Here is a 25,311-nt window from a genome sequence, read left to right as displayed (position 1 = left end):
GTTTTAGTTATATTCAGCAAAACCAATTGTAAGAACCCGCGAACAAATTACGAAATATCTCTAACTATTCCCGAAAACATACGAAATTCATTGATATTTCGCACAACTCTCTGCGCCCAAGCAACATGAAATTCTCTGTAACCTTAAAAACGAAAAAGCCGCCCCACTAGACCGTGACTGAGCACACCGCAAATAGCTCGAACGAGAGAAATGAATACATGAGTTATCAACAAGGAACGTTGTATCTGCCCGCTACTTATATCGGAGCCCAACCCTCCCCGGGCAAGGATGAAATAGGGGGAGGCTTCGGCAACAACTCTGGCCCCAGATTTTCGCCGTCGCCAGGCGCCATGGAACCTCTCCACAAGCATCTGACGAAGCTGACAGCTGACGCACTGGATGCAACGGTTGAAACGGTCCTTCAGGAGCACGAGGTCAAACTCCAAACCCTCGCCCAAACAATTGAAGATGACCTTGCGGCGGTTCGCACCGAAGGCACAACCCACCCCTTGCCTCCCGTTCAAGCGATTCAACGGGAGCTACAGGTTCGCAATACCCTGCTGCTGCGCAAAACCGCCGAATACCACGTTCAAACCGCCCTTGCCAACGCGTTTTACGGCGCAGACCCTATAGGTCGAACGGACTTTTTCGCCAAAGCCAAAAGATTCGCCGCTGTACAGACACCTAATGGACAAGCTGTCGAGCAATGGACTCGATCGTACAAAGCAGCATGGTCAGCACGCCTGCTTCAAGAAACCATCCAACGTTTGAATCAGCAGCAGATTGCGGTACAGAACTTTCTTGCAGCCGTACAAACGGACGAACAGGCGCGACTGATTTCGGAGCAGGAAGCTCAACGGGTGGCTGCGGAGTTGGCGCGTATGGCAGCAGAGGCTGAAGCACGGCGCATCGTCGTTGAACAGCAGGTGGCCAACGAACAGCGCCTTGCCGCTGAACAGGCAGAAGCCCAAGCCCGGGAGCAAGCTCGACTTGCAGCGCTGGCAGAGACTCAGCGACTGGCCAACGAACAGGCCGAACTAGCGGCTGCAGCCGCCGCGCAGCAGCTAGCGGTAGAACAGGCTCGCCTTGAACTGCTGGCACAAGCGCAACGCCAAGCCGAGACACTGCGCCTGGAAAGAGAGCATCAGGAAGCGCAAAAACGCCTACAGGAGCAGACTCATCAGCAATCACCCACCTTCGCTCAATCGGGCGCGATGTCGGCAGTGGGTCCGGTTTTTGCCACCACGGCAGGCAGCGTCCTTGCCAACCCTGTTACGACCCTCGCACTGCAAAATGCACTGCGCACCGCAGTGTCCGGTGCACTCACCGCACTTGCCACCTCAGCAACGCCGATTATCGCCGGCTTCGCCGCACTCCTCGCCCCTTCGCCATTGGGTAATAGCGACCTTTACTCGCTGAGTGTTCCGCTGTCCGATCTTAGCCCCGAACAGCCCAACAACCTGCACGAAACGGCGGCAGTGCAAGGGCACATCACATTGAAGGTGAGGCTGGGTTCGAGCACATCGGGCAATCAAACCCGGTTCGTTGTCGCGACTACCGACGGTGTATCCGTGCCTGCCGATGTGCCGGTGCGACTTGCACAGTTTGATTCGGAGAAAAATCTCTACGTTTCGACCGGAACCGGTCCGCAGTCCATCAAGCTGACCTGGACACCTCTGGTCGACGTGCCGGGCGTAGTGACTGCCTTTCCAGTCGTCGAAACAGACCCGCAGATTTACCAAGGCGCCATCGTCACCCCGGCACAAGGACGGGGCGATGAGTTCCCGCAACTGGATCTATACAACTTCGGCGGATTCATCACCGTATTCCCAAGCGATTCCGGTATCCCGCCGATCTACACAATGTTCAGGGACCGACGGAACGAGCCGGGTGTCGCAAGCGGCAGTGGACAGGAGGTGTCCGGCGCATGGTTGGGAGCAGCATCACAGCCGGCAGGCGCGGCGGTGCCATCGCAGATTGCAGCTCAGCTAAAAGGGCGGGAGTTCAAAACGTTTCGGGCTTTTCGAGAGGCTTTTTGGAAAGCGATAGCTGAAGATGCATTACTGAGAGACCAATTTACTAGGCTTAACAAAATCGGTATGAGTGAGGGGCACTCTCCTTTTGCCCCTCCGTCTGAGCAAGTGGGAAGGCGGACAAAATTCGAGATCCATCACGTCGAACAGATCAGTGGAGGGGGCCAGGTTTACGATATGGACAATCTTCGCCTGCTAACACCCAAGCAGCACATCGAAACCCACTCAAACAAGGGAGGGCAGTGAAATGCAATTCAAACAGAAACTTGAAGAGTACACAGAAGCCGAATACCTGGGCCTTATAGAACGCTTGTTCCAGGGGGGCTTTTCGTCCGAAGAAGAGCGCGACTCATTTGTTGAAAACATCGCGAGAACTTCCGAGCACCCTTACGGAAACGGCGTTTTGTACTACCCGGAAGAAGGCGTGGAAGACAGTCCCGCCGGCGTACTCAACGCGATAAAAACCTGGCGTGCAGCCAACAACAAACCGGGCTTCAAAGCCGACGATCTATCGTAAAAAACATCGAGCGCAAGCCCTCCCTTGCGCTCGATCCAGGCCCCCGCTTACAACGCATACTTCTGCAAATTACCCATCATCTCTTTCAACGCTTCAATGTTGTCCTTTGGATGCGCCGCGCCCTCAAAGTCGCAGATCTGTTGCCAGTGGGCGGCGACGTCTTCCGGGGAGAAACCTTCGCGTGGATCGAAGCCGGCGCCGAGGCTGCGCTCCCAGCGCACTTTGCCCATCCAGCCGCCGCCGACCTCGAACAGACCCGAGGTTTCCTGGCAGTTTTCGCTGGCCAGGTACACCACCAGCGGGCTGACCAGTTCCGGTTTCAGTTGTTCGAAGACTTGCGGCGGGATCAGGCCTTCGGTCATGCGCGTGCCGCCGGTGGGGGCGATGGCGTTGACCAGGATGTTGTTCTTGCGGCCTTCGAGGGCCAGGGTGCGAGTCAGACCGTACAGGCCGAGTTTGGCCATGCCGTAGTTGGACTGGCCGAAGTTGCCGTAGATGCCCGAAGTGGACGCGGTGAAGATCACCCGCCCGTAGTTCTGCTCGCGCATGTGCGGCCAGGCGGCGCGGGTGACTTTGTAGGCGCCTTCGACATGGACCCGGTAAACCAGATCCCAATCACTGTCGTCCATCTTGTGGAACGTCTTGTCCCGCAGGATGCCGGCGTTGTTGACCACTACGTCGATACGGCCGAAAGCGTCGAGGGCGTGCTGGACGATTTTCTCGCCATCAGTCACCGAGTCATGGTTGGCCACGGCGGTGCCGCCCGCCTCACGGATTTCGGCGACCACCCGGTCAGCCGCCGAGGCGTTGGCGCCCTCGCCCTGGGTGGAACCGCCGAGGTCGTTGACCAACACCCTGGCCCCCTGTTTGGCGAATAACAAGGCATGGGCCCGTCCCAGGCCACCACCGGCACCGGTGACGATCACGACTTTATCTTCAAAGCGCACAGACTCATTCATTACCCAACTCCAGCAGGCCAAGGGACAGTGACCTCAGTGTCAGGCACCGGACGGGGGCCGACAATCAACTGGGCGGGGGCTGAATGGTGGGCAATAAGGTACAGGGATGATTGCGCAGTCGCGGCCGTTGCGGCCGCGACTGACGATCAAGAGCAGGCGATTTTCAGCGACGGCGAGTCCAATTGATCACGAAACGCCAGGTAATGCCGGAGCACCTGCGCCGGTGCTTCGATCTGCGGGTAATGACCGATACCGGGTAACAGCACGCTGTCGGCTTTGGGGATCAATTCCCGATAACGCTCGACCATATGACTGCCGGATACCGGATCCACTTCACCGTCAATCACCCGCATCGGCACGCCTCCCGACTGCATTGCACTGATCCAGCGGTCGCGCTGGGCACGGCGTTGCGGCACGTAGTTGATCAACTTGTGCAGCACCCGCGTGCCGCGATTGCTGTCGATCAAACTCCAGAAATCATCCAGCTCACTTTCGCTGGGGCGAGTCTGCGGGCCGAAGATCTGGCGGAAGCTCTTGACCAGCGCATCACGCGAAAAGGCGCGCCCGATCATCCAGCCCAAGGGGCTGAGCAGCAGTTTTTGCATCAACACCGGCCGATGGGTTTCGGGGAACAGGCCGCCGTTGAGGAACACGCAGCTGGCAATCTCTGCACGCGCCTCGACATGCCGGGCGAGCAATTCTTGAGCGACACTGTCGCCGTAGTCATGTGCCAGCACGTGCACCCCCTGGTCTATTCCCAGGTGCGCCAGCAATGCCTGTTGCAAGTCGGCCTGTTCCAGCAGGCAGTAGTCATGATCCTGGGGCTTGGCCGAATCGCCAAAACCGAGCATGTCGCAGGCGATCACCCGATAGTGCTGGGCCAAGGGCTGCCACAAGTAGTGCCAATCCCAACTGGCGGTAGGAAAGCCGTGGATCAACAGCAGGGGCTCACCCTGCCCGGCCACCCAATAGCGAATGGTATGACCACGGAAGACCAGACTCTGGCTGCGTTTGCGCCAGACGCATAGCGGTATCTCGGTGAGTGGCATTAGAGTCTGTACCCCGGGTCTTGTTTATCCAGCTTGCGTAGCAATGCCGGCCAGGCCAGTGCGCCGCCCATGCCTTGTGCGCTGCGGGTCACACCAGCGATCATCGCCTTGGCGCCCGCAAGGATCTGCGGCTCGATGGCAATCAGTTCAGCCCCGCCGTTCTGGGCCAGGACCTGGATGTCGCAGGCACGCTGGAAGGTGAACATCATCAGAAAGGTGTCGGCGATGCTGGCACCGCAGGTCAACAGGCCGTGGTTGTGCAGCATGAGGAAGTTGTTGTCACCGAGGTCGGCCTGCAGCCGGGCCTTTTCCTCATGATTCAGCGCAACCCCCTCGTAACCGTGATAGGCCAGGCTCGACAGCACAAACAGCGCCTGTTGGCTGATCGGCAATACGCCCTGCTTCTGCGCGGACACCGCCACGCCGGCTGCAGTGTGGGTGTGCAGCACGCAGACCACGTCGTGCCGCACTTCGTGAACCGCGCTATGGATGGTGTAGCCGGCTGGGTTGATTTCGTAGGGACTGTCCATCAGTTTGTTGCCGGCCTGATCGACCTTGACCAGGCTCGAGGCAGTGATTTCGTGAAACATCATGCCGTAGGGGTTGATCAGGAAATCTTCCGTGCCTGGCACCTTGGCCGAGATGTGCGTAAAGATCAGATCGTCCCAGCCATGGGCGGCCACCAGCCGGTAACAGGCAGCCAAATCCACACGGGCTTGCCATTCAGCGGCGCTGACCTGGTTTTTCACGCTCTGGACGGGGGCTACGCTCACGGCAAGGACCTCGAGATTCTTATTATTTTCTGGCAGTGATCGCAGTCTAGTCAGGAGTGTTGATTAGGGTAGTTGCATTGGCAGCCAGCTTACTGACCCAACGAGTCAGTCAGCTGATAAGTCTCATATGACGTGATGCGGATCACAGCCAATGGGTTAAAAGCGGCGCCGCGAACAGATTGAGCAAGCCGGTCAGAACCATCACCAGACCCGCCACCGAACCTTCTTCGCCACCCACTTCATGGGCACGGCTGACGCCAGCACCGTGGGCACCAACGCCGAACAACGCGCCACGCGCCAGCGCACTGCGCAGCGGCAGCCACTTGAGCAGGATCCCACCGAGCATGGCCCCAAACACCCCGGTGAACATCACGAACACCGCGGTCAACTCCGGCACGCCGCCCATGTCATGGGCCAGGGGCATGGCGAAGGGCGTGGTGATCGAGCGCGGCAGCAACGACAGGGTCACCGAGCTGTCCAGCGCCAGTGCACGAGCCAGGGCAAACGAACTGCCCATTGAAGCAGCGCTGCCCGCCAGCATGCCCAGGAGCAATGCTGGCCAATGGCGAATCAACATCTGTCGCTGCTGCCAGATCGGCACCGCAAAGGCCACGGTGACGGGACCCAGCACGGCCATCAGCCAATGGGTATTTTTTGCGTATTCGCTATAGGTCGCGTGCAGCGCAATAGCCGTGAGCAGCAGGATGGCGGGCACCAGAATCAAGGGTGACAGCAGGTAACGTCCGCTGCGTTTATAGAGCCAGCGACTGAACACCCATTGGCCGGCAATACCAGCGTGCGACTGGAAGAGTTGGCAGAGACTCCCTTTCTGCTTTATCAGCGCAGTTTCGTGCTTAATGAACGCTTGCTCCAGGCCTGCCAGCAGGTCGGCTTCACGCCCAAGGAAGGCGGCCGCAGCGGCCAGGCGGATTTTCTCGTGGCCCTGGTGGCGGCCGGTCAGGGCGTAGTGTTGCTGCCCAGGGTGGTTGCACGCGCACTGCAACGTCCAGGTGTCGCGCGCCTGGCCCTGCAGGCGCCTGACTATCTGCGCTGGGACATTACCTTTATCTGGCGGCAGGGCGCCTATCTGTCGAAAGCCGCCCAGGCCTGGCTCGCGCTGCTGCGCGAATACCCGGTCAGCCGCGCAATGCCGTGATCAGCTCATTGAGCCACGGCTCGGCATCGCTTTCCGGGGTCACGCTTTCGCTGGCATCCAGACGCAACATCGGCAGGATCTCGCGCACGCCCAATTCGCCGAACAACTCACGCATCTGTTCGCCGCCACCGCAGAAGGTATCGCCATAGCTGGCATCACCCAGACCGATCACCGCCCCGGGCAGCCCACGCAAGGCGCCCGGCAGTTGGTCACGCAGCGTCGAGTACAGTGGCTGCAAATTGTCAGGCAACTCGCCCATGCCGGTGGTCGAGGTCACGGCAAGCAAAGCCTCGGGAGCAAACGCCTGCACATCGGCAAGGCTGGCGCGCGGGTTATGCCAGCCCTCAAAACCTGCATCATTGAGTAACTTGCACGCGTGCCGGGCAACTTCTTCTGCTGTGCCGTACACCGAGCCGGAAAGGATGGCGACTTTCATCAATCTGATCCTGAAGCTGAGTCAAAGACCGGCGATCTTAACAGCTGGCAAAAAAAAACTGCGATTGAGTCTCAACGAGCACTGATGGCATGTGGACAGCCGTCGGCCATGCCTTAAAATAAATGGCACCCTTCAACCCCCAGTGGATGCCCCGATGATCAATGCGCAATTGCTGCAAATGGTGATTAATGCTTCGAACGACGGGATAGTGATTTCTGAAAAGGAAGGCGAAGACGCCATTCTGATTTACGTGAATCCGGCGTTCGAAAAGCTTACGGGTTACAGCGCTGAAGAAATTCTTTACCAGGACTGTCGTTTTCTACAGTCAGGTGATCGTGAGCAAGGGGCGCTCGATACGGTTCGTGAAACCCTTAAGAGCAATGGCTCGTGCCGCGAAATCCTGCGCAATTACCGCAAGGACGGCACACCATTCTGGAATGAGCTGTCGCTTTCCTCGGTTTACAACGAGAGCGACGGTCAGACATATTTTGTCGGCGTTCAAAAAGATGTGACCGTGCAGGTGAAGGCCCAGTTACGTGTTGCTCAGTTGGAAGCACAACTGGCTGAAGCCCAGGCGGAAATTCGCGCACTGAAGGCGACCAGCGGTCAGAACCAGTTAGCGAATTAATGGTCACTAACTACAATCACCAATAACTTTGTAACTATATCCTTCGAGCTAGCCATGCAGCGCGACGCCCTCCTGACCCAGGATGAGCTGGACTTCATCCGAACCATGCAACACAACCCGCAGCTCAACGTGCGTGATGCGTCGTCGAGCCTGCTGGTTAATGGCGGTTCGCAAATCCGGGATCTGCTCACCCGCCTGGCGGCAAATGAACAAGTCACTATCCAGGCGCAATTCGAAAACCAGCAGATCACCTTCCCCCTGCACCTGGAAGAAGATGAATTTCATGCGCTGCATTTACGCTTGGGCGTGCCCAGCATTTATGAAGGTGGGCCGATGGTGCGACCCTGGCGCCTGGCACTTGAAGAGCCGGTCGCCCTGGATAATGCCAAAGGTCAGCCAAGCGCATTATGGGTGCACGAAATTTCGTTCAAGGGTGTCTTGTTGGAAGTGCGCAATCGCACCAAGCCGCCGAAAGGCTTTTCGCTGTGGTTCAGTCCTTCAGGGTATGAGCGCATTGCGTTGCGCGGGACCTTCGAACGGCAGAACGAGCAAGGCTTTTATGCGTACCGACTCAATCAGGGCAATACCGGCGAAACCGAGCGGTTACGCCAGTACATTCTCCAGCAGCATCGCCTGAGCCATCCCGCCCTGCACCTCTGAGCATCAAGTATCCAGCGTTCCGCCGAGAAAGTGCTGCAGACGCTGGCGCATCCCCATCCCTTCATTACCCAGGCAGCCGATCGACGAACCGGCCAGCTTGTCTTGCGCCAATTCCGAAGCCGACCCCGCCAACAGCGTTTGGCAATCCACACTCATTGCCAGGCGGTTCAAGCGCCGCATGAAATCGGAAGCGGGTGCGCGATTGGAAACCAGCACCAACGCCTGCGGCTGGATTTTTTCACAGATCAGCGTCAACTCATCAATGGGGTTACCGAGCGCCAGGACCCTGACCGTAATATCCTCACTGCTCAAATACAAGCCGGCCAGCAACAACTCCAACTCAAGACAATGCCCTTCAATCCCGGCCACTGCCACCTGCGCGGTTTTCGGTCCCCGCGCTATCATCAGGCGCTGCATCACCCGGGAACGCAGGAACGCATCAAGCATCACCCACTCACTGGCTCGAGCAAAATGATCCTTGTGCTGCAGAGCCTGACTCCAGACCGGCATGAAAATGTTCTGGAACACCACAGGCGCAGCATAGGTAGAGAACACCTGACCGTAGATGCGTGTCAGTTCAAGGTCGTCATAATTGACCATTGCTGTGCGAATCTGTCCTTGCCACTGCGCGTAATCCGCCTGAACCAACTCATCGGGAATAAAGTCCGACAACGCCTCATTGACCTGAGTCCGCGCCAGGATCTGGCCCACCTTGCCGACGGGTACACCCCGCGCAATCCAGCCGAGAATGCTGCGAATCGCACGGATATCGCTCTCGCTATAGAGCCGGTGACCACTTTCGGTGCGTGTCGGCTGAATCAAGCCGTAACGTCGCTCCCAGGCACGCAAGGTCACCGGGTTAACACCGGTCAAGCGCGCGACATCTCGGATGGGAACCAGACTCACTTGTCTGGCTGCGCGATCTTCGAGCGACAATCCGGCAGGCTCAATGATTTCAGGCATGAGAGAAAAACTCTGGAGCGATTTGGATCCTATTTTAGCGGGCAATGCTACCTCCTACACAAGTAGGCAGCACGTCCGACGAATATCGACGCTATTTTTTGCTAAAATCTGGAATATTCCTTGCTTGTCCCAAGGTGCAGCCCACTACCCCGGCGCTGCGCTGTGCACGCTTCCTACCCGGAATCACGTGCGAGTCCTACGGAGATATAAAATGTCGACCTCCCCCGTCACCCTGATGGTGGCGCGCCGCGTTGCCAGCGGGCGCTATCAAGACCTGATCGCCTGGTTACGCGAAGGCGAACAACTGGCCACCGACTTCAGCGGTTATCTCGGTTCCGGCGTGCTGGCCCCGCCGCCCGGTGATGACGAATTCCAGATTATCTTCCGCTTCGCTGATGAGCACACCCTGCATGCCTGGGAGCACTCCGCCTCGCGTACCGCATGGCTGGAACGCGGCAGCGACTTGTTTGCCCATCCCTCGGAGCACCGGGTCAGCGGCATCGACGGCTGGTTCGGCGCGGCAGATCAACGCCCTCCACGCTGGAAGCAGGCCGTGGCGATCTGGCTGGCGTTCTTCCCGGTGTCGCTGCTATTCAACTTTGTCCTGGGTCCGCTGCTCGGTGAACTGGACATGCTCGCACGGGTGTTAATCAGCACCCTGGCCCTGACACCGCTGATGGTCTATTTTTTCATTCCACTGTCGACCCGCTTGCTGGCCAACTGGCTGCACCGTGCACCTGCACGGTCAATGCCGGCCGAAGTTGCACCGCAAAATCACTGACTCCAGCCTTTGAGGTAACCGGCTCGCGGCACTGGTATAGTTTTGCCCTACCTGCGAAGCGAGCCGTCCATGACCTCCTCCCCTGCCCCGATCCTGATCACCGGCGCCAGCCAGCGCGTCGGCCTGCACTGCGCGCAGCGCCTGCTGGAAGACGGCCATTCGGTGATCATCAGCTATCGCACCGAGCGCCCGGGCGTGCAGACCTTGCGTGAACAGGGGGCCATCACCTTGTATGCGGATTTTTCCTGCGAAACCGGAATTATCGCGTTCATCGATGAACTCAAGCGCCATACACCCTGCCTGCGCGCCATTGTGCATAACGCTTCGGCATGGATTGCGGAAACACCTGACAACGAAGCAGCCGCCTTCGCACAGATGGTCAACGTCCACATGCTCGCGCCCTACCTGATCAATTTGCACTGCGCCGCGCTGCTGCAGCGCTCAAGCCCGGCCGACATCGTTCACATCAGCGACGATGTGACCCGCAAGGGCAGCAGCAAGCACATTGCTTACTGCGCCAGCAAAGCCGGGTTAGACAGCCTGACCCTGTCGTTCGCCGCTCGTTATGCGCCGGCAATCAAGGTCAACGGCATCGCCCCGGCCCTGCTACTGTTCAATGCTGACGACGACGCGGCCTACCGCGCCAAGGCCCTGGCCAAGTCGGCGCTGGGCTTCGAGCCCGGCAGCGAGGTCGTCTACCAGAGCCTGCGCTATCTGCTGGACAACCCCTATGTCACGGGCACCACCCTCACCGTCAACGGCGGCCGGCACGTCAAGTAAGCCGACTCGCGAGGAAACAGCATGAGCTCGACCCTGCCCCAGCAGTACCGCGAGATCCTCATTGGCCTGGGTGAGAACCCCGATCGCGAGGGGCTGCTCGACACGCCAGTACGCGCGGCGAAGGCCATGCAGTACCTGTGTCATGGTTATGGGCAAAGCGTCGAAGAGATCGTCAACGGTGCATTGTTCGCCTCTGACAACGATGAAATGGTGATCGTCGACAACATCGAACTCTACTCACTCTGCGAACATCACCTGCTGCCCTTCATCGGCAAGGCCCATGTAGCTTATATTCCTACAGGCAAGGTGCTGGGCCTGTCGAAGATCGCCAGAATCGTCGACATGTTCGCGCGGCGCCTGCAGATCCAGGAAAACCTCACCCGGCAGATCGCCGAGGCGCTGCAAGGTGTCACCAACGCCGCCGGCGTAGCCGTAGTGATCGAGGCCCGGCACATGTGCATGATGATGCGCGGCGTCGAGAAACAGAATTCGACCATGAACACCTCGGTGATGCTCGGCGCCTTCCGCGACTCGAGCAACACGCGCCAGGAGTTCCTGCAATTGATTGGACGGAGCAAGTAGCAATGCCACAACTTCAACCGGGAATGGCCCGGATCCGGGTAAAAGACCTGTGTTTGCGGACCTTCATTGGCATCAATGAGGACGAAATCCTCAACAAGCAGGATGTGCTGATCAACCTGACCATCCTCTACGCAGCCCAGGAAGCAGTGCGCGATAATGACATCGACCACGCGCTGAACTATCGCACCATCACCAAGGCAATCATCGCCCATGTCGAGGGCAACCGTTTTGCCCTGCTCGAACGCATGACCCAGGAATTGCTCGACCTGGTCATGGCCAACCAGAGCGTGTTGTACGCCGAAGTTGAAGTCGACAAACCTCACGCCTTGCGCTTTGCCGAGTCGGTTTCGATTACGCTCGCGGCGAGCCGCTGAGCTTGGAGCTATAGCCCTCAAGCTTTAAGCTAGTAGCCACCGTCACCCATCTTGCAGCTTCAAGCTTGAAGCTTGCCGCTGTCCCAGGGACTCCCCATGACCCCCCAAGAACAACTGGAACTCGAAGCCGCCGCCTTTCGCCGGCTGGTCGCCCACCTGGACAGCCGCAAGGATGTGCAGAATATCGACCTGATGAACCTCTCCGGCTTCTGCCGCAACTGCCTGTCCAAGTGGTACAAGGCCGCAGCTGACGAGCGCCAGATCGAGGTCAGCCTCGATGATGCCCGCGAAGTCGTCTATGGCATGCCGTACGCCGAGTGGAAAGCCCAATACCAGCAAGAAGCCAGCGCCGAACAACAGGCGGCGTTCGCCAAAGGAAAAACCCATGACTGACCTGAACACCCTGCGCGCCAGCCTCAACAACGGCGAACATGCATTTGCCGATACCTTGGCGTTTATCGCTGCAGGCTACGATTACCAGCCACAAGCCTTCAACAACGGCGGCGTGGAAAACGCCGCCGGCCAGAACGAAGGCTCATGCAAGACTCTGGGCCTGGCCCTGCTCGAAGGCCTGAGCGATAAAGAGGCCCTGCTGGCGTTCGGCGAACACTACCGCTCGGTACTGGCGACGCCAGAAGGCACCGACCACGGCAACATCCGCGCGCTGATTGCCCACGGACTGGCCGGTGTGAAGTTCACCACCCAGCCCCTGACTCGCCGCTGAGCCCTGAATCGCGGACAAGAAAAAACCGGCCTTGCAGACTGTGTGAAAACACACTGATGAAGGCCCAAGCAAACGCCCCGACTTGTTCGGGGCGTTTTGTTTTGTATTGGCAGCAGACGAAAAAGGCCTCTCAGCCCATCAAAGCCATCAGATGGCGCACACCGAGCACTTTAATCGCTCGTTTCAGGTTATAAGCATTCACCGCCAAGGCCATTTCAGCTTTTGTCCCCTCCAGTTGTCGCAGCAAGAAACGGCCATTACCAAATAGCCATTGCTTGAGGTTGCCGAAAGGGTGCTCAACGATGGATCTTCGCTTGGCCATCATCTCAGGATGCGCCTGCATCCTTTGCTCCATCCGCTCAAAAGCCTCTTCATGGGCATGTCGTGAGGATGCGACCGCCTGAAACTTGCTGCCATCGATGGCCACCAAGTCACCTGCGATCAGGCCTGCCGTGCGGCAAAATCGAACGAAAGCACGGCAGGTCGCGATGAAGGCGGGTTTATTGTTCTTGCGAAAATCGGCGATGGTCTTGAAGTCGGGCTTGAGCCGGTTGATCAGCCACATCACTTCGATGTTGCGCTGACACTCGGCTTCAAGGCGTCGCGATGAGCGAATCCGCTGAAAATAGCCGTAGAGGTAGAGTTTTGGCTGATCGGCGGGATCATAAGCAGGGCGCCCCGTGCTTTTTGGAATCGCTTTATCGAAGCCCAGTTGCACCAGATCCAGCTTGGCAACGTACAGGTCAATGACGCGAACGAGGTGATCCTCGGGGATCAACTCTTCCAACGAGACCGGGAATAGGCTGGTCTGGCTGCGGGACTCACCTTGGATGTAGGCCATAACGAAAAATGCTCCGTATCTTTCGATACGGAGCATTTTCTTTGAGCACTGCGCAGATTGCTAGGTTTTCACACAGTCTGCTTGGCCGGTTTTTTCTTTCGCTCAGACTCAAGCGTTCTTCAGGTTATCCAGATAACGCTCGGCATCCAGTGCGGCCATGCAGCCGGCGCCAGCCGAGGTGATTGCCTGACGGTAAACGTGGTCAGCCACGTCACCGGCAGCAAAGATACCTTCGATGCTGGTGGCAGTAGCATTGCCATCACGGCCGCCCTGCACAACCAGATAACCGTCTTTCAAAGTCAACTGACCTTCAAACAGCGAAGTGTTCGGCGTGTGGCCGATGGCGATGAACACGCCGTCGACTTTCAGCTCGTCGAAGCTGCCATCGTTGTTTTTCAGACGCGCACCGGTCACACCCATGTTGTCGCCCAACACTTCATCCAAATTGGCGTTGAGCTTGAGGATGATCTTGCCTTCAGCCACACGAGCGTTGAGCTTGTCGATCAGGATCTTCTCGGCGCGGAAGGTTTCACGGCGGTGAACCAGGGTCACGGTGCTGGCGATGTTGGCCAGGTACAGCGCCTCTTCCACGGCGGTGTTGCCACCACCGACCACGGCCACTGGCTTGTTGCGATAGAAGAAACCGTCGCAGGTGGCGCAGGCGGAAACGCCCTTGCCCATGAAGGCTTCTTCCGACGGCAGACCCAGGTAACGCGCGCTGGCGCCGGTGGCGATAATCAGTGCGTCGCAGGTGTAAGTGCCGCTGTCACCGGTCAAGGTGTAAGGCTTGGCAGCGAAGTCGACGGCGTTGATGTGGTCGAAGACGATTTCAGTCTCGAAGCGCTCGGCGTGCTCTTTCATCCGCTCCATCAGCGCCGGGCCGGTCAAGCCATGGACGTCGCCCGGCCAGTTGTCGACTTCGGTGGTGGTGGTCAACTGACCGCCTGCCTGCATGCCGGTGATCAGCAGCGGCTTGAGGTTGGCGCGGGCAGCATAGACCGCAGCGCTGTAACCGGCAGGGCCGGAACCGAGAATAATTACACGCGAATGACGTACATCAGACATGACTCACTCCTGTCGACCGGCCGCTGTTAACGGGCGCGGATTGCCGGATTGCCGGCTGGAATAAAAAAGGACCGTGCCTGCACTTGGGGAAGCGCTGTAGTAGGACAGCCCTGAAAAATAATGGGTGCAGCGTATCGAGGAGGCGAAGATTAAGGAAATACGGATTAACAATCCAGCTCATAGGCGGTCTCTATGTGCTGGAGGTCGAATTCACGGCGCCTTTGTTACAGTTAATGTCGATCCCGCTGCCGTGCTTTCGCCTGCTGGGCAAAGCCGGTAAGGTCGGCGCGTTTTCCCATTGCCCGGAGCACCCTATGCCCGCCCCTGTTCTGTCCGGCCCGCAATATCTGCGCGAAGGCCTGAAGCTGGTCCTGAGTCCCGGCCTGCGTCTGTTCGTGCTATTGCCGCTGGCCATCAACCTGTTGCTGTTCGTCGGATTGATCTACCTGGCCGGTCATCAGTTCAGCCTGTGGGTCGATACGCTGATGCCATCGCTGCCTGACTGGCTGAGTTTCCTCAGTTATGTGCTGTGGCCACTGTTCGTGGTGCTGGTGCTGCTGATGGTGTTCTTCACGTTCACCATGCTCGCCAACATCATCGCTGCACCGTTCAACGGCTTTCTCGCGGAAAAAGTCGAAGTGGTGGTGCGTGGCACCGATGACTTCCCCGCCTTCAGCTGGGGTGAACTGGTGGCCATGGTCCCACGCACCCTGGCTCGCGAGATGCGCAAACTGGGGTACTTCCTGCCCAGGGCGCTGGCGCTGTTCATCCTGTCGTTCATCCCGGTGGTCAACCTGATCGCCGCGCCGCTGTGGCTGATCTTCGGCGTGTGGATGATGGCGATCCAGTACATCGACTACCCGGCAGACAACCACAAACTGGGCTGGAACGAGATGCTCGCCTGGCTGCGGGAAAAGCGCTGGCAGAGCATGAGTTTCGGCGGCAGCGTGTACCTGGTGCTGCTGATTCCTGTGGTCAACATCCTGATGATGCCGGCGGCCGTGGCCGGGGCCACGCTGTTCTGGGTGCGTGAGCGTGGGGCGGAGAATCTGGTCGCTCGCCAGCGCTGAGTCGGTCACCTATTCGTCATCACCTCGTCACAATGACGACATGGCCTCAGCCGACACTGAGGTCATGACGACAGCCCTGCATATCACCCTGATCACAGAAACCTTTCCACCGGAAATCAACGGCGTGGCCAACACTCTGGGCCGCCTGTGCGATGGCTTGCGCGCGCGGGGACACCAGGTAGAGTTGGTCCGCCCGCGCCAGGATTGCGACCAACAAGCCACCAGCGACGATGCCGTGTTGCTGTGCCGAGGCTGGCCACTGCCGGGCTACCCCGGTCTGCAGTGGGGCCAGTCGTCGATGCACAAGTTGCTGCGGCGCTGGAAACGTCAGCGTCCGGACGTGCTGTACATCGCCACTGAAGGGCCTTTGGGCCTGTCTGCGTTGCGCGCCGCACGGCGCCTGGGAATCGCCGTGGTCAGCGGCTTTCACACCAACTTCCAGCAGTACTCCAGTCAATATGGCTTCGGTTTGCTGACGCGCCTGCTGACCCACTATTTGCGCTGGTTCCACAATCGCTCGGCCCTGACCCTGGTGCCCAGCGCGAGCCAGCAACTGGAACTGGAACGGCGGCATTTCGAGCGCCTATCGCTGCTGTCCCGAGGTGTCGATAGTCAGTTGTTCCATCCGGCCAAACGGCTGGCGTCGTTGCGGGAAAGTTGGGGGCTTGGCGCTGACGATATCGCAGTGATCCACGTCGGCAGACTGGCACCGGAGAAGAATCTGGGGTTGCTCAAACGCTGTTACGAGCACCTGCTCGCGAGTTATCCACAACGGCGGATGAAGCTGATTGTGGTGGGCGATGGTCCGCAACGGGCGGCGCTGGAGAAAGAACTGCCAGAGGCAATCTTCTGTGGTTCACAACGTGGCGAAGCGCTGGCTTGCCACTACGCCTCGGGGGATGTGTTTGTGTTCCCCAGCCTGACCGAAACTTTTGGCAATGTGGTGCTTGAGGCGCTGGCCTCAGGCTTGGGCGTGGTGGCCTACGATCAGGCCGCCGCCGCGCAGCACATCCGCCATGGCTACAACGGGGTGTTGGCGATGCCGGGTGATGAAGAAGCTTTTTGCGACGCCGCCAGCTGGATGCTGGAACAAGCGGAAACCCTGCGCTGCATCCGCCTCAATGCCCGCCAGCACGCCAGCCGTCAGGGCTGGGCGGCGATCATCGAGCAGTTCGAGGGGCAGTTGCGCGGCGCCTGCCAGGGCCCCGCGCCAACGTCCGTTGAGACGCCGCTTACACCAGTGTCATCAACGCTTCGCGACTGAATGGCAGAATCTCGCCTTCGCGTCCGTCACGGACTTTCTGTGCCCAATCCGGGTCGACCAGCAGCGCACGCCCCACCGCCACCAGATCGAACTCGTCCTTGTTCAGGCGCTCCAGCAGGTTTTCCAGGCTAGCCGGTTGCGCGACTTTGTCGGTGTTGACCATGAACTGCAGGAACTCGCCGTCCAGACCAACGCTACCAACGGTGATGGTCGGTTTGCCGGTCAACACGCGAGTCCAGCCAGCGAGGTTGAGGTCAGACCCTTCGAATTCCGGCTCCCAGAAACGCCGTGTCGAGCAATGGAAAATGTCCACACCGGCGTCGGACAACGGCTTGAGGAATTCACCCAGTGCCTCGGACGTCTGCACCAGTCGCGCGCTGTAGTCCTGCTGCTTCCACTGTGAGAAACGGAAAATGATCGGAAAACCTTCGCCCACCGCAGCGCGCACCGCCTGGATCAGCTCAATGGCAAAGCGCGAGCGGTTGGCCAGGCTGCCGCCGTATTCATCGGTACGCTGGTTGCTCTGCTCCCAGAAAAACTGGTCAATCAAATAACCGTGGGCACCGTGGATTTCCACGCCGTCCATGCCGACGCTTTGCGCATCCTTGGCCGCCTGGGCGAAGGCCGCGATGACGTCCTGGATATCCTGATGGGTCATGCCGTGCACCACAACCTGCCCGTCCTTGAGTTTTTCCGACGGGCCGTAGCCTGGAACGCTGGCGTCCGGCTCAGTGCCTATGCGTCGCACATTACCGACATGCCAGAGTTGCGGGACGATCTTGCCGCCTTCGGCATGCACCGCGTCGACGACTTTCTTCCAGCCGGCCAGAGCCGCTTCGCCATAGAACTGCGGAACGTTCGGGTAGCCATTGGCTGCCTTGTGACCCACCGTAGTGCCTTCAGTGATGATCAAACCCACGCCAGCCGCCGCACGACGACGGTAATACTCGATCACTTTGGAATTCGGCACGCCACCCGGGGAAAACGAACGGGTCATCGGCGCCATGACCACACGGGTAGGCAGCTCAAGATTGGCGAGGTGGAAAGGTTTGAACAAGGCTTGAACAGGCATGCGGCACTCCACAGGGACGCGAGGTTTATGACGAGCATAATATGGAGCGATGAATGCTTTGGGTAGCACTATTGATTTGAATGATTAAGGTTTAAAACGAAGGGAGAATTTGCTGGGCCGGAATCCCGGCGCCAGCAAAGGCAAACTAGCGCAACGCCTTCTCGATAGCTTGCACCACCGTAGGATCATCCGGAGCAGTGCGCGGTGAGAAACGCGCCAGAACGCGGCCGTCTTTACCCAGCAGGAATTTTTCGAAGTTCCAGGTGATGTCCCCGGGAAATTCCGCTCCTTCGCCGGCCAACAGCCGATACAGTTGGTGACGCTCGTGACCGTTGACCTCCAGCTTGCTCGACAACGGGAAGCTCACGCCATAGTTGAGGCTGCAAAAATCCTTGATCTCGCTCTCAGTGCCCGGCTCCTGCCCGGCAAACTGGTTGCACGGCAAACCGAGGACGCTGAAACCCTGCCCCTTATATTGCTGATAGAGGTTTTCCAGAGCAGCATATTGTGGGGTCAGACCACACTTGGACGCGACGTTGACCACCAGTACGACATGGCCTTTGAAAGGCGCCAGCGGCAATGCCGCACCGTCCAGAGTTTTCAATGTAAGGTCGTGAAAAGCACTCATGGCAAACTCCAGATATCCCGTGTTTTTCTCGAAAAGCCCTTAGCACGCTATGCTCCGGCGTCCGTTGAACGTCGCCGACTAAAAAGGCGCCCCTCGGGCGCCTCTCCAGATATCTGAGCTTAGCGCAGATATCAGTGGTGGTGACCACCTTCGCCATGAACGTGGCCGTGAGCCACTTCTTCCTGGCTGGCGTCACGGATAGCCACGATCTTGACTTCGAACGTCAGGCGCTGGCCAGCCAATGGGTGGTTGCCGTCAACGGTGACGTCGTCGCCGTCCAGGTCACGGATGGTGACGATTTGCATCTGGCCGTCCGGCGCGGAAGCGTGGAACTGCATGCCCACTTCCAGTTCGTCGACGCCTTCGAACATGCTGCGGCTCAGGGTGCTGACCAGTTCAGCAGCGTACTCGCCGTAAGCGTCTTCAGGCTCAACGGACACTTTCAGCTCGTCGCCGACTGCTTTACCTTCCAGGGCTTTTTCCAGGCCTGGAATGATGTTGCCTGCGCCTTGCAGGTAGACCAGCGGTGCGCCGCCGGCGGAGCTGTCGATGACCTCACCAGCGTCGTTGGTCAGGGTATAGTCGATGGAGACAGCCTTATTGGCGGCGATCAGCATGGGGCGAGACCTTTTGCAGAAGAATAAAGAATGGACAAGTTTAGCGAAGCAATCGCCCGAAAGCGAACGGAACCCGGACCAACGGCCCGCGTCGACCCTATCGATGATCACCGGTTTCCATCAGGACGAAGAAGGCCACTGGGTGGCCGAGCTATCCTGTGGCCACACCCAGCACCTGCGGCACCAGCCACCCTGGCAATCCCGGGCCTGGGTCGAAGACCCGCTGCAACGCCAGGAAAAAATTGGCCAGCCCTTCGCGTGCGGTTGGTGCGCTCAAGGCGCGGTTAGCGCTAACCTTGTCGTCTGAATTTCGGTCGTCGGCCAGGCTTGGGCCGACACCTTGCCATGCACCCGCAGAGAATTCGCATGCAAACTTTTTTTATTGCACCCACCGACTTTGGTGTGGGCCTGACCTCCATCAGCCTCGGACTGGTGCGCACCCTCGAACGGGCCGGCCTCAAAGTCGGCTTCTTCAAACCGATTGCCCAGCCCCACCCCGGCGACACTGGCCCGGAACGCTCCACCGAACTGGTGGCTCGTACCCACGGTTTGAAACCACCGCAACCCCTGGGCCTGGCGCACGTCGAGCGGATGCTCGGCGACGGCCAGCTCGATGAGTTGCTGGAAGAAATCGTCACCCTGTACCAGCAAGCCGCGATCGGCAAAGACGTGCTGATCGTCGAAGGCATGGTGCCCACCCGCAGCGCCAGTTACGCCGCGCGGGTCAACCTGCACCTGGCGAAAAGCCTGGATGCCGAGGTGATCCTGGTCTCGGCCCCGGAAAACGAAGTGCTCACCGAGCTGTCCGGCAGGGTTGAATTGCAGGCGCAACTGTTCGGCGGGCCGAAAGACCAGAAAGTCCTCGGCGTGATCCTCAACAAGGTGAAGACCGATGAAAGCATGGAAGCCTTCGCCGCACGCCTGAAAGAACACTCGCCTCTGCTGCGCAGTGGTGATTTCCGCCTGCTCGGGTGCATTCCGTTCCAGCCTGAACTGAATGCCCCGCGCACCCGCGACGTGGCCGACCTGATGGGCGCACAAGTGCTGAATGCCGGCGACTACGAAACACGGCGCATGACCAAGATCATCATTTGCGCTCGAACCATGCGCAACACCGTTGAGCTGCTCAAGCCCGGCGTGCTGGTGGTGACCCCGGGCGATCGCGACGACATTATCCTGGCTGTCAGCTTGGCTGCACTCAACGGGGTACCCCTGGCCGGCCTGTTGCTGACCAGCGACACCCTGCCCGATCCGCGCATCATGGAGCTGTGCCGTGGAGCCCTGCAGGCCGGTTTGCCGGTGTTGTCGGTGAGCACGGGTTCCTACGACACCGCCAACCAGTTGAACGGCCTGAACAAGGAAATCCCGATCGACGACCGCGAGCGGGCGGAAATCATCACCGATTTCGTCGCCAGTCACCTCGACGCCAACTGGCTGCACCAGCGCTGCGGCACGCCGCGGGAGATGCGTCTGTCGCCAGCGGTGTTCCGCTACCAGTTGATCCAGCGCGCCCAGGCGGCGAACAAACGAATCGTCCTGCCTGAAGGCAGCGAACCACTGACCGTGCAAGCGGCGGCGATCTGTCAGGCCCGAGGCATTGCCCGCTGCGTGTTGCTGGCCAAGCCGGCCGACGTCGAAGCGGTGGCCCGCGCCCAAGGCATTGAATTACCACCGGGGCTGGAAATCCTCGACCCGGACCTGATCCGCGAGCGCTATGTCGAGCCGATGGTGGCCCTGCGCAAGACCAAGAGCCTCAACGCCCCGATGGCCGAACAGCAGCTTGAAGATCCGGTAGTGATCGGCACCATGATGCTGGCGCTGGATGAGGTCGACGGCCTGGTCTCGGGGGTCATCCACTCCACCGCCAATACCATTCGCCCGGCGCTGCAACTGATCAAGACCGCGCCCGGCTGTACCCTGGTGTCGTCGGTGTTCTTCATGCTGTTTCCGGAAGAAGTGCTGGTCTACGGCGACTGCATCATGAACCCGCACCCGAGCGCCAGCGAACTGGCGGAAATTGCCCTGCAAAGCGCCGACTCTGCAGCCGCGTTCGGCATCAGCCCACGGGTGGCGATGCTCAGCTATTCCAGCGGCGATTCCGCCAGTGGCGAGGAAGTCGAGAAGGTCCGCGAAGCGACCCTGCTGGCCCATGAGGCGCAACGTACCCTGCTGATCGATGGCCCGCTGCAGTACGACGCCGCCGCCAATGCCGACGTGGCCCGGCAACTGGCGCCCAACAGCCAGGTGGCCGGTCGCGCCACAGTGTTCATCTTCCCGGACCTGAACACCGGCAACACCACCCACAAGGCCGTGCAGCGCAGCGCCGATTGCGTCAGCCTTGGCCCAATGCTGCAAGGCCTGCGCAAACCGGTGAATGACTTGCCGCGCGGCGCCCAGGTCGACGACATCGTCTACACCATCGCCCTGACCGCGATTCAAGCCGCCAACCGACCTGTGGATGTCTAAATGCTGGATTTTCTCCCTGCTCCTGTCCGCGGCGTGATTGCGGCGCTGTTACTGGCACTCAACACTATCCTGCTGTGCTCGTTCCTGTTCTGCGTGGCGCTGGTCAAGGCCTTGCCGTTCGCATTCACCCAGCGCATTGCCGGCTGGCTGATGAGTCACACCCACGAAGCCTGGATCAGCCTCAACAAGGGCTGGATGAATCTGGTCCGGCGCACCCGCTGGCACGTCAGCGGCCTGCAAGGCCTGGACTACCAGCACTCCTACCTGATCACCAGCAACCACCAGAGCTGGGTCGACATTCTGGTGCTGCAATACGTGCTCAACCGGCGCATTCAGCCGCTGAAGTTCTTCCTCAAGCAGGAATTGATCTGGGTCCCGGTGATCGGCCTGGCCTGGTGGGCCTTGGGCTTTCCGTTCATGAAGCGCTACTCCAAGGCCTACCTGGAGAAGCACCCGGAAAAGAAAGGCAAGGACCTGGAAACCACCCGCAAAACCTGTGCGAAGTTTCGCAACAATCCCGTGGGTATTTTCAACTTCGTCGAAGGCACACGCTTCACCGAGGGCAAGCACAAGCAACAACAATCGCCATTCAAATACCTGCTCAAACCCAAGGCCGGCGGCATTGCCTTCGTTCTCGATGCCATGGGCGAGCAACTGGAATCCATCGTCAACGTGACCATCCACTACCCCGCCGGCCGCCCCGGCTTCTGGGACCTGCTGTGCGGCAATGTTGAAGACGTGGTGGTGCACCTCGAAGAACTGAAGATCCCTCCGCAGTTCATCGGCAAGAACTACGACCAGGACGGCGACTACCGCCTGCAGTTCCAGGGCTGGATTAACCAGTTGTGGCAGGACAAGGATGCTCTGCTCGCGCAGATGCATCGAGAATATCCGGCAAAGTCCTGAGGCGCCGGTACAGGCCCAATCGCGGGCAATCCAAGAGACACAAAAAAACCCGCCGATGATCACTCATCGGCGGGTTTTTCTTTAACCGCTAAGGCTTAGATCGCCCCACGCTGGCGCAGCAGATCCAGCACTTGCTTGACGCCCTCTTCCAGTGACACGGACTGGGTGTCGATCACCAGATTGGCATCCAGCGGCACGTCGTACGGGAAGGATTCGCCCGGGATGTTATCCCCGGCTGCCGCGTACAGGCCTTGCGGGTCACGTTGCGCGCAGACCGCTGGCGAGGCCTGGACGTAGACCGTCAACAGACGCTCCTTGCCGATCAAGTCACGGGCTTGCTCGCGACCTTCTGCGCTTGGCGCAACGAACGCGGCCAGGGTCAGCAGGCCCGCTTCGTTGAACTGACGCGCCACGTGAGCAGCACGACGCCAGTTCTCGGTACGTCCGGCGCGATCCTGTGGCAGACCTTTGTTGAGGTCGTGACGCAGGTTTTGGCCATCCAGCACGAACACCGCACGACCGAGGTCGAACAGCTTGCGCTCGACCGCATAGGCCAGGGTGCTTTTGCCAGCGCCGGACAAGCCGCTGAACAGCACGGTGGCCGGTTGCTGGCCGAAGCGCTGGGCACGTTCTTCGGTGGCCACGTGGGCCAACTTGCCGTGGTGCGTGGCGTTGCCGTGCGCCAGTGGCTGGGCGACGATCATGCCGGCGCCGACGGTGCCGTTGGTCAGGCGGTCAATGATGATGAAGGCGCCAGTGGTGCGGTTGCTGTCGTAACCGTCGAGGGCAATCGGCGCGTCGAGCGCGATCTTGACCTTGCCGATTTCGTTCAATTGCAAGGCACTGGCCGGACCTTCTTCCAGGGTATTGACGTCGACCTTGTTGACGATGCTGGCAATCGAACCCGGCACGTAGCTGGTGGCGCGCTTGATGTCGTATTTCTTGCCCGGGAGCATCGGCTCCTCAGCCATCCATACCAGCATGGCTTCGAAACTGTCGGTCACCGGCGGCACGTTGTCGGCGTGGACCAGCAGGTCGCCACGGGAGATGTCGATCTCGTCTTCCATGGTCAGCGTCACTGCCTGACCAGGGCCGGCGTGTTCCAGTTCACCCTCGAAGGTGACGATGGATTTCACGCGGCTGCTCTTGCCTGATGGCAGAACGACGACTTCGTCGCCTTTCTTGACGATGCCGCTGGCCAGGGTGCCGGCGAAGCCACGGAAGTTCAGGTTCGGACGGTTGACGTACTGCACCGGGAAACGCAGGTCGGTGAAGTTGCGATCGCCCGCCACTTCCACGGTCTCAAGGATTTCCATCAGCGACTGACCGGTGTACCACGGCGAGCGCTCGGATTTGTTCACCACGTTGTCGCCCTTGAGGGCAGACATCGGCACGAAGTGCATGCTGGTCGGTTGCGATTTCAGGCCTTCAGCGAACTGCAGGTAGTCGGCCTTGATCGACTCGAACACGCCCTGGTCGAACCCCTTGAGGTCCATCTTGTTGATGGCGACAACGATGTGCTTGATGCCCAGCAACGAGGCGATGAAGCTGTGGCGACGGGTCTGGGTTTGCACGCCGTAACGAGCGTCGACCAGGATGATCGCCAGGTCACAGGTGGATGCACCGGTGGCCATGTTGCGGGTGTACTGCTCATGGCCGGGGGTGTCGGCGATGATGAATTTGCGCTTGGCGGTAGAGAAGTAGCGATACGCGACATCGATGGTGATGCCTTGTTCACGCTCGGCCTGCAGGCCGTCGACCAGCAATGCCAGGTCGATATCGTCGCCGGTGGTGCCGACTTTTTTCGAGTCGCGGGTAATGGCTTCCAGGTGATCTTCGTAGATCATCTTGGAGTCGTGCAGCAGGCGCCCGATCAGGGTGCTCTTGCCGTCATCGACGTTACCGCAGGTCAGAAAGCGCAGCAGCTCTTTACGTTCGTGCTGGCCCAGGTAGGCGAGGATGTCCTCGCTGATCAAATCAGATACGTGCGACATGACAACCCCTTAGAAATAACCCTGACGTTTCTTATCTTCCATCGAGCCGGCGCCATCGTGGTCGATGACACGGCCCTGGCGCTCGGAAGTTCGCGTCAGGAGCATTTCCTGAATGATGTCCGTCAGGCTTTCAGCCTCGGACTCCACCGCGCCCGTCAACGGGTAGCAACCAAGGGTACGGAAACGCACTTTCTTTTTGACGATGCGGGCTTTGTCTTCATCGCTCAGGTGTTCGAGGATGCGCTCGTCGTCGATCATGATCAGGGTGCCGTTCTTCTCGATGACTTCACGCTCGGCGGCGAAGTACAGCGGGACGATCGGAATGCCTTCCAGGTAGATGTACTGCCAGATGTCCAGCTCGGTCCAGTTCGACAGCGGAAATACGCGGATCGACTCGCCCTTGTTGACCTTGCCGTTGTAAACGTTCCACAGCTCAGGGCGCTGGTTCTTCGGATCCCAGCGGTGCTTGCTGTCGCGGAACGAGTACACGCGCTCTTTGGCTCGGGACTTTTCTTCGTCGCGGCGGGCACCACCGAAGGCTGCATCGAAACCATGCTTGTCCAGCGCCTGCTTGAGGCCCTCGGTCTTCATGATGTCGGTGTGCTTGGCACTGCCGTGGGTGAAGGGGTTGATGCCCTGCGCCACGCCGTCCGGGTTGACGTGGGTGATCAGGTCCAGGCCCAGCTCTTCGACCATTTTGTCGCGGAAGCGGTACATCTCCTGGAATTTCCACTGGGTGTCGACGTGCATCACCGGAAACGGCAGCTTGCCCGGGAAGAATGCCTTGCGCGCGAGATGCAGCATCACGGCGGAGTCTTTACCGATGGAGTACAGCATCACCGGGTTATCGAACTCGGCGGCCACCTCACGGATGATGTGGATGCTTTCCGCCTCCAGCTGTTTCAGATGCGTCAGTTTGTCGACCATGGCTACTCACGAAAACTTTCTTATGAACGGCCAGCGGGCCGTGTTC

Annotated in this window: 28 protein-coding genes and 1 pseudogene; 16 read left to right on the top strand and 13 right to left on the bottom strand. The window is 59.4% G+C overall.

Going from position 1 to position 25,311, the window contains the following annotated elements; translation table 11 throughout:
- Positions 1–218 precede the first annotated feature (218 nt).
- Positions 219–2,279: an S-type pyocin domain-containing protein gene (locus NR126_RS07850; protein ID WP_256829978.1), complete on the top strand. Its 2,061-nt coding sequence runs from the start codon at positions 219–221 to the stop codon at positions 2,277–2,279.
- 1 nt (position 2,280) lies between these two features.
- A complete protein-coding gene (locus tag NR126_RS07845) occupies positions 2,281–2,550 on the top strand; it encodes a bacteriocin immunity protein (RefSeq protein WP_105755083.1) in 270 nt (89 codons plus the stop codon).
- A 47-nt stretch (positions 2,551–2,597) separates the two neighbouring features.
- On the opposite strand, the gene NR126_RS07840 is transcribed toward NR126_RS07845, so the two are convergent.
- The 4 genes from NR126_RS07840 to NR126_RS07825 form a co-directional block, all read right to left on the bottom strand.
- Positions 2,598–3,509: an SDR family oxidoreductase gene (locus NR126_RS07840; protein WP_105755082.1), complete on the bottom strand. Its 912-nt coding sequence runs from the start codon at positions 3,507–3,509 to the stop codon at positions 2,598–2,600.
- A 146-nt stretch (positions 3,510–3,655) separates the two neighbouring features.
- On the bottom strand, positions 3,656–4,558 hold the full coding sequence (locus NR126_RS07835) for an alpha/beta fold hydrolase (protein WP_027618565.1): 903 nt from the start codon (positions 4,556–4,558) through the stop codon (positions 3,656–3,658).
- The gene (locus tag NR126_RS07830; protein WP_027618564.1) at positions 4,558–5,331 is read right to left on the bottom strand and encodes a class II aldolase/adducin family protein; all 774 of its coding nucleotides are present in this window, start codon (positions 5,329–5,331) and stop codon (positions 4,558–4,560) included. The genes NR126_RS07835 and NR126_RS07830 overlap by 1 nt, the downstream gene beginning before the upstream one ends.
- 142 nt (positions 5,332–5,473) lie before the next feature.
- Positions 5,474–6,121: an LrgB family protein gene (locus NR126_RS07825; protein ID WP_256830056.1), complete on the bottom strand. Its 648-nt coding sequence runs from the start codon at positions 6,119–6,121 to the stop codon at positions 5,474–5,476.
- Here NR126_RS07825 and NR126_RS07820 point away from each other — a divergent pair.
- Positions 6,101–6,487 (top strand): annotated as a pseudogene (locus NR126_RS07820) (LysR substrate-binding domain-containing protein); the annotation flags it as partial. The gene NR126_RS07825 and the pseudogene NR126_RS07820 sit on opposite strands and share 21 nt — an antisense overlap.
- On the opposite strand, the gene NR126_RS07815 reads toward NR126_RS07820, so the two are convergent.
- Positions 6,468–6,923: a flavodoxin gene (locus NR126_RS07815; RefSeq protein ID WP_027618562.1), complete on the bottom strand. Its 456-nt coding sequence runs from the start codon at positions 6,921–6,923 to the stop codon at positions 6,468–6,470. The pseudogene NR126_RS07820 and the gene NR126_RS07815 overlap by 20 nt on opposite strands.
- Before the next feature lie 154 nt (positions 6,924–7,077).
- On the opposite strand from NR126_RS07815, the gene NR126_RS07810 reads away from it, so the two are divergent.
- Both NR126_RS07810 and NR126_RS07805 read left to right on the top strand, forming a co-directional pair.
- The gene (locus NR126_RS07810) at positions 7,078–7,551 is read left to right on the top strand and encodes a PAS domain-containing protein (RefSeq protein ID WP_027618561.1); all 474 of its coding nucleotides are present in this window, start codon (positions 7,078–7,080) and stop codon (positions 7,549–7,551) included.
- A 54-nt stretch (positions 7,552–7,605) separates the two neighbouring features.
- On the top strand, positions 7,606–8,211 hold the full coding sequence (locus tag NR126_RS07805; protein WP_256829977.1) for a hypothetical protein: 606 nt from the start codon (positions 7,606–7,608) through the stop codon (positions 8,209–8,211).
- A 3-nt stretch (positions 8,212–8,214) separates the two neighbouring features.
- On the opposite strand, the gene NR126_RS07800 is transcribed toward NR126_RS07805, so the two are convergent.
- Positions 8,215–9,174, bottom strand: a complete 960-nt coding sequence (locus tag NR126_RS07800; RefSeq protein WP_027618559.1) for a MerR family transcriptional regulator — start codon at positions 9,172–9,174, stop codon at positions 8,215–8,217.
- A gap of 211 nt (positions 9,175–9,385) precedes the next feature.
- On the opposite strand from NR126_RS07800, the gene NR126_RS07795 reads away from it, so the two are divergent.
- From NR126_RS07795 to NR126_RS07770, 6 genes are all read left to right on the top strand, one after another.
- Positions 9,386–9,955, top strand: a complete 570-nt coding sequence (locus tag NR126_RS07795) for an antibiotic biosynthesis monooxygenase (RefSeq protein ID WP_027618558.1) — start codon at positions 9,386–9,388, stop codon at positions 9,953–9,955.
- 69 nt (positions 9,956–10,024) lie between these two features.
- Positions 10,025–10,735: a dihydromonapterin reductase gene (gene folM, locus NR126_RS07790; protein ID WP_105755078.1), complete on the top strand. Its 711-nt coding sequence runs from the start codon at positions 10,025–10,027 to the stop codon at positions 10,733–10,735.
- Positions 10,736–10,756: 21 nt separating this feature from the next.
- Positions 10,757–11,317: a GTP cyclohydrolase I FolE gene (folE, locus tag NR126_RS07785; protein WP_256829975.1), complete on the top strand. Its 561-nt coding sequence runs from the start codon at positions 10,757–10,759 to the stop codon at positions 11,315–11,317.
- A 2-nt stretch (positions 11,318–11,319) separates the two neighbouring features.
- Complete coding sequence (gene folX / locus NR126_RS07780) at positions 11,320–11,691, top strand: dihydroneopterin triphosphate 2'-epimerase (protein WP_027618555.1); 372 nt, start codon at positions 11,320–11,322, stop codon at positions 11,689–11,691.
- A 96-nt stretch (positions 11,692–11,787) separates the two neighbouring features.
- On the top strand, positions 11,788–12,084 hold the full coding sequence (locus tag NR126_RS07775) for a DUF1244 domain-containing protein (RefSeq protein ID WP_027618554.1): 297 nt from the start codon (positions 11,788–11,790) through the stop codon (positions 12,082–12,084).
- Positions 12,077–12,415, top strand: a complete 339-nt coding sequence (locus tag NR126_RS07770) for a HopJ type III effector protein (protein WP_027618553.1) — start codon at positions 12,077–12,079, stop codon at positions 12,413–12,415. The genes NR126_RS07775 and NR126_RS07770 overlap by 8 nt, the downstream gene beginning before the upstream one ends.
- A gap of 130 nt (positions 12,416–12,545) precedes the next feature.
- Here NR126_RS07770 and NR126_RS07765 read toward each other — a convergent pair whose 3' ends face one another.
- Entirely contained in the window at positions 12,546–13,256 is a 711-nt protein-coding gene (locus NR126_RS07765; RefSeq protein WP_256829974.1) for a transposase, read from the bottom strand.
- A gap of 108 nt (positions 13,257–13,364) precedes the next feature.
- Positions 13,365–14,321, bottom strand: coding sequence for a thioredoxin-disulfide reductase (gene trxB, locus NR126_RS07760; RefSeq protein ID WP_027618551.1), 957 nt, complete (start codon positions 14,319–14,321; stop codon positions 13,365–13,367).
- 314 nt (positions 14,322–14,635) lie between these two features.
- Here trxB and cysZ point away from each other — a divergent pair, with 314 nt between their 5' ends.
- Together cysZ and NR126_RS07750 are read left to right on the top strand one after the other, a co-directional pair.
- Positions 14,636–15,391: a sulfate transporter CysZ gene (gene cysZ / locus NR126_RS07755; RefSeq protein ID WP_027618550.1), complete on the top strand. Its 756-nt coding sequence runs from the start codon at positions 14,636–14,638 to the stop codon at positions 15,389–15,391.
- Between the two features lie 40 nt (positions 15,392–15,431).
- On the top strand, positions 15,432–16,655 hold the full coding sequence (locus NR126_RS07750) for a glycosyltransferase family 1 protein (protein ID WP_256829973.1): 1,224 nt from the start codon (positions 15,432–15,434) through the stop codon (positions 16,653–16,655).
- On the opposite strand, the gene NR126_RS07745 is transcribed toward NR126_RS07750, so the two are convergent.
- From NR126_RS07745 to NR126_RS07735, 3 genes are all read right to left on the bottom strand, one after another.
- Positions 16,624–17,727: an NADH:flavin oxidoreductase gene (locus NR126_RS07745; protein WP_027618549.1), complete on the bottom strand. Its 1,104-nt coding sequence runs from the start codon at positions 17,725–17,727 to the stop codon at positions 16,624–16,626. The two genes, NR126_RS07750 and NR126_RS07745, sit on opposite strands and share 32 nt — an antisense overlap.
- 145 nt (positions 17,728–17,872) lie before the next feature.
- On the bottom strand, positions 17,873–18,355 hold the full coding sequence (locus NR126_RS07740; protein WP_027618548.1) for a glutathione peroxidase: 483 nt from the start codon (positions 18,353–18,355) through the stop codon (positions 17,873–17,875).
- A 131-nt stretch (positions 18,356–18,486) separates the two neighbouring features.
- Complete coding sequence (locus NR126_RS07735) at positions 18,487–18,972, bottom strand: peptidylprolyl isomerase (RefSeq protein WP_027618547.1); 486 nt, start codon at positions 18,970–18,972, stop codon at positions 18,487–18,489.
- On the opposite strand from NR126_RS07735, the gene NR126_RS07730 reads away from it, so the two are divergent.
- From NR126_RS07730 to NR126_RS07720, 3 genes are read left to right on the top strand one after another with little or no spacing between them, the layout of a single operon-like run.
- Positions 18,941–19,279, top strand: a complete 339-nt coding sequence (locus NR126_RS07730; protein ID WP_027618546.1) for a DUF3565 domain-containing protein — start codon at positions 18,941–18,943, stop codon at positions 19,277–19,279. The genes NR126_RS07735 and NR126_RS07730 overlap by 32 nt on opposite strands.
- Positions 19,280–19,338: 59 nt before the next feature.
- Positions 19,339–21,438, top strand: a complete 2,100-nt coding sequence (gene pta / locus NR126_RS07725; protein ID WP_256829972.1) for a phosphate acetyltransferase — start codon at positions 19,339–19,341, stop codon at positions 21,436–21,438.
- The gene (locus tag NR126_RS07720; protein ID WP_256829971.1) at positions 21,439–22,344 is read left to right on the top strand and encodes an acyltransferase; all 906 of its coding nucleotides are present in this window, start codon (positions 21,439–21,441) and stop codon (positions 22,342–22,344) included.
- A gap of 95 nt (positions 22,345–22,439) precedes the next feature.
- On the opposite strand, the gene cysN is transcribed toward NR126_RS07720, so the two are convergent.
- Both cysN and cysD read right to left on the bottom strand, forming a co-directional pair.
- On the bottom strand, positions 22,440–24,338 hold the full coding sequence (cysN, locus tag NR126_RS07715; protein WP_256829970.1) for a sulfate adenylyltransferase subunit CysN: 1,899 nt from the start codon (positions 24,336–24,338) through the stop codon (positions 22,440–22,442).
- Between the two features lie 9 nt (positions 24,339–24,347).
- Positions 24,348–25,265, bottom strand: coding sequence for a sulfate adenylyltransferase subunit CysD (cysD, locus tag NR126_RS07710; protein WP_027618542.1), 918 nt, complete (start codon positions 25,263–25,265; stop codon positions 24,348–24,350).
- Between the last annotated feature and the right edge of the window lie 46 nt (positions 25,266–25,311).

Origin of the sequence: Pseudomonas sp. Pse1 (genome assembly GCF_024519635.1) — a bacterium.
Lineage (GTDB): Bacteria > Pseudomonadota > Gammaproteobacteria > Pseudomonadales > Pseudomonadaceae > Aquipseudomonas.
Note: the sequence above shows the minus strand (reverse complement) of the source record. Positions and strands in the feature narration are given on the sequence as shown.

Bases quoted from the DNA above. Each gene is read 5' to 3' on its own strand.
- NR126_RS07765 (WP_256829974.1), bottom strand. From the start codon at position 13,256: ATGGCCTACATCCAAGGTGAGTCCCGCAGCCAGACCAGCCTATTCCCG.
- NR126_RS07845 (WP_105755083.1), top strand. From the start codon at position 2,281: ATGCAATTCAAACAGAAACTTGAAGAGTACACAGAAGCCGAATACCTG.
- folE (WP_256829975.1), top strand. From the start codon at position 10,757: ATGAGCTCGACCCTGCCCCAGCAGTACCGCGAGATCCTCATTGGCCTG.
- NR126_RS07735 (WP_027618547.1), bottom strand. From the start codon at position 18,972: ATGCTGATCGCCGCCAATAAGGCTGTCTCCATCGACTATACCCTGACC.
- NR126_RS07850 (WP_256829978.1), top strand. From the start codon at position 219: ATGAGTTATCAACAAGGAACGTTGTATCTGCCCGCTACTTATATCGGA.
- NR126_RS07810 (WP_027618561.1), top strand. From the start codon at position 7,078: ATGATCAATGCGCAATTGCTGCAAATGGTGATTAATGCTTCGAACGAC.
- NR126_RS07835 (WP_027618565.1), bottom strand. From the start codon at position 4,558: ATGCCACTCACCGAGATACCGCTATGCGTCTGGCGCAAACGCAGCCAG.
- NR126_RS07775 (WP_027618554.1), top strand. From the start codon at position 11,788: ATGACCCCCCAAGAACAACTGGAACTCGAAGCCGCCGCCTTTCGCCGG.
- pta (WP_256829972.1), top strand. From the start codon at position 19,339: ATGCAAACTTTTTTTATTGCACCCACCGACTTTGGTGTGGGCCTGACC.
- NR126_RS07750 (WP_256829973.1), top strand. From the start codon at position 15,432: ATGGCCTCAGCCGACACTGAGGTCATGACGACAGCCCTGCATATCACC.
- NR126_RS07740 (WP_027618548.1), bottom strand. From the start codon at position 18,355: ATGAGTGCTTTTCACGACCTTACATTGAAAACTCTGGACGGTGCGGCA.
- cysD (WP_027618542.1), bottom strand. From the start codon at position 25,265: ATGGTCGACAAACTGACGCATCTGAAACAGCTGGAGGCGGAAAGCATC.
- cysZ (WP_027618550.1), top strand. From the start codon at position 14,636: ATGCCCGCCCCTGTTCTGTCCGGCCCGCAATATCTGCGCGAAGGCCTG.
- NR126_RS07720 (WP_256829971.1), top strand. From the start codon at position 21,439: ATGCTGGATTTTCTCCCTGCTCCTGTCCGCGGCGTGATTGCGGCGCTG.
- NR126_RS07805 (WP_256829977.1), top strand. From the start codon at position 7,606: ATGCAGCGCGACGCCCTCCTGACCCAGGATGAGCTGGACTTCATCCGA.
- NR126_RS07815 (WP_027618562.1), bottom strand. From the start codon at position 6,923: ATGAAAGTCGCCATCCTTTCCGGCTCGGTGTACGGCACAGCAGAAGAA.
- NR126_RS07730 (WP_027618546.1), top strand. From the start codon at position 18,941: ATGGAGACAGCCTTATTGGCGGCGATCAGCATGGGGCGAGACCTTTTG.
- trxB (WP_027618551.1), bottom strand. From the start codon at position 14,321: ATGTCTGATGTACGTCATTCGCGTGTAATTATTCTCGGTTCCGGCCCT.
- NR126_RS07800 (WP_027618559.1), bottom strand. From the start codon at position 9,174: ATGCCTGAAATCATTGAGCCTGCCGGATTGTCGCTCGAAGATCGCGCA.
- NR126_RS07770 (WP_027618553.1), top strand. From the start codon at position 12,077: ATGACTGACCTGAACACCCTGCGCGCCAGCCTCAACAACGGCGAACAT.
- cysN (WP_256829970.1), bottom strand. From the start codon at position 24,338: ATGTCGCACGTATCTGATTTGATCAGCGAGGACATCCTCGCCTACCTG.
- NR126_RS07745 (WP_027618549.1), bottom strand. From the start codon at position 17,727: ATGCCTGTTCAAGCCTTGTTCAAACCTTTCCACCTCGCCAATCTTGAG.
- NR126_RS07840 (WP_105755082.1), bottom strand. From the start codon at position 3,509: ATGAATGAGTCTGTGCGCTTTGAAGATAAAGTCGTGATCGTCACCGGT.
- folX (WP_027618555.1), top strand. From the start codon at position 11,320: ATGCCACAACTTCAACCGGGAATGGCCCGGATCCGGGTAAAAGACCTG.
- NR126_RS07795 (WP_027618558.1), top strand. From the start codon at position 9,386: ATGTCGACCTCCCCCGTCACCCTGATGGTGGCGCGCCGCGTTGCCAGC.
- folM (WP_105755078.1), top strand. From the start codon at position 10,025: ATGACCTCCTCCCCTGCCCCGATCCTGATCACCGGCGCCAGCCAGCGC.